2 protein-coding genes are annotated in these 2076 nt (G+C 75.2%); both read left to right on the forward strand.

Annotated elements, in window-relative coordinates; translation table 11 throughout:
* Nucleotides 1–147: 147 nt before the first annotated feature.
* The gene (locus PROKR_RS17315; protein ID WP_020017032.1) at nt 148–549 is read left to right on the forward strand and encodes a DUF5997 family protein; all 402 of its coding nucleotides are present in this window, start codon (nt 148–150) and stop codon (nt 547–549) included.
* Nucleotides 546–1916, forward strand: coding sequence for a class I SAM-dependent methyltransferase (locus PROKR_RS17320; protein WP_036965056.1), 1371 nt, complete (start codon nt 546–548; stop codon nt 1914–1916). The genes PROKR_RS17315 and PROKR_RS17320 overlap by 4 nt, the downstream gene beginning before the upstream one ends.
* The last annotated feature ends 160 nt before the right edge of the window (nt 1917–2076 follow it).

Genomic DNA, 2076 nt, shown 5'->3' on the forward strand with positions numbered 1-2076 from the left:
ACGGGCTGGCTCACGCCCCCAGGCTACGGGCCGCGAGGTGATCCCGGCGGCCGCCCGCCCCGCGTCGACGGGACCGCGGGCGCGTGAGCGGCGAGGATCACGCCCGCCATGGAGAGCGTGGCGGGCACACGCCGATACCCTGGGAACATGAGTTCCTCCTTCGCCTCGCAGCGGTTCAAGCCGTCCAACGCCGCCAAGCGACTCGGCGTCTACCTGCCTGCCACGCCGCAGGAGTTCCAGGACACCCCGATCTCGCGCGCTGAGCTCGAGGAGCTGGAGACCAACCCGCCCGAGTGGCTGGCCGAGCTGCGCCGCAACGGACCGCACCCGCGGCCCGTCGTGGCAGGGCGACTCGGCATCTCGATCGCGGGCCTGGCCCGCGGCGGCGTCACCGAGCCGCTGACCACCGAGCAGATCAACGAGCTGCGCGACAACCCGCCGGAGTGGCTGGCCCAGGAGCGGCAGACCGCCGCGCAGGTGCGGGCCGAGGAGGAGCGCGTCGAGGAGGCCCGCAAGGCCGCCGAGAAGAAGGCCCGCTCCGCCCGGTGAGTCCCGAGGTGGACGCCGTCCTCGCCCGGCTCCTGCCACACCCGGAGGACGGCTCGCGCGCCGACGGCCCGGTCGCTGTCGACGCGACCGACCGGCTGCTGCTCGACGAGGCCAGGGCGCTCATCCAGGAGCATCCCCGCGACGTGGTGGTGGTCGGCGACCGGTTCGGGGCGCTCGCCCTGGGCGCACTGGCTTCCGGCGCCCTGCGGGTCCGCACGCACCAGGACGCGATCACCGCCGAAGCCGCGCTCGAGGCCAACACCAGGCACGCGGGACGCTCGCTGTGGGCGGCGCACGCGCAGGCATCCGCCGACGTGCCCGTCCAGCACGAGCCGGCCGGGATGGGCCTGACCCGGCACGACCGCCTCGAACCCAGCCTGTTCGCCGGCGCCCGCATCGTGCTGCTCCAGCTCCCGACGTCGCTGGCCGAGCTCACCGAGATCGCCGAGCACGTGGCCCGGTACGCCGACCCGTCGGTCACGCTGCTCGCCGGCGGCCGCGTCAAGCACATGACGCACGCGATGAACGACGTGCTGGGCGCGTCGTTCGCGCAGGTGGGCGCCTCGCTCGCCCGGCAGAAGTCGCGGCTGCTGATCGCGCGGGAGCCACGGTCCGGCGTCGGGCCGCTCACCTACCCCGTGACCGCCCGGCTCACCGACCCGGAGATCCTGGCGGCGATCGAGCCGGCCGGGCCGGGCACCGGGAACGGCGCCCCCGACGGCCTCACCGTCGTCGCGCACGGCGCCGCGTTCGCGGGCGCGACCCTGGACCACGGCACGCGCTTCCTCCTGGCCCAGGCCCACCGCTGGCCTCACCTGCCAGACGTACCGGTCACCCCGGTGACCGGTACGTCTGACGCGGCCGGCGCCCCACCCACCCCCGTGCCCGGCATGGACGCGCACCCGGTCGCCGTCGACCTCGGGAGCGGCACCGGCATCCTCGCCACCGTCCTGGGTCTGCGGTACCCGAACGCGCACGTGCTCGCCTCGGACCGGAGCGCGGCCGCCTGCGCCTCGACCCGGGCCACGCTCACCGCGAACGGCGTCCGCGCGGCAGGCGTCGTGCGGGACGACGCCGGTGCCCTGCTGCCGATCCCGGACGGCTCGGCCGACCTCGTGCTGCTCAACCCGCCCTTTCACGACCGTGCCGCGCTGAGCACCGACGCGGCCCACCGGATGTTCGCCACCGCGGGCCGCGTCCTGCGCGACGGCGGCGAGCTGTGGACCGTCTTCAACACGCCGCTGCACTACCGGCGTGCGCTGGAACGCGCTGTCGGGCCCACCGAGCACGTGGCCCAGGATCCCCGCTTCACGGTGACCCGGAGCGTGCGGAAACTACTTACCGACATGTCAGTGACCGGCGGTTAGCCTGGCTGGGCGCTCGACCGGGCGCACCCGCACGGCAGCACGCCCGGCCTCGGCCGGCCTGCCCCGAGCACGTAAGGAACTGTCGATGAGGACACTTCGCACCACCCTGCGCGGCGCCGCCGTCGCGGCGGTCGCCGCATCGCTCGCCGCGGGAGCCGCG

This window comes from Promicromonospora kroppenstedtii DSM 19349 (genome assembly GCF_000515355.1).
GTDB lineage: Bacteria > Actinomycetota > Actinomycetes > Actinomycetales > Cellulomonadaceae > Promicromonospora > Promicromonospora kroppenstedtii.

Coding starts and splice junctions, on each gene's coding strand:
- PROKR_RS17315 (WP_020017032.1), top strand. CDS start 148: ATGAGTTCCTCCTTCGCCTCGCAGCGGTTCAAGCCGTCCAACGCCGCC.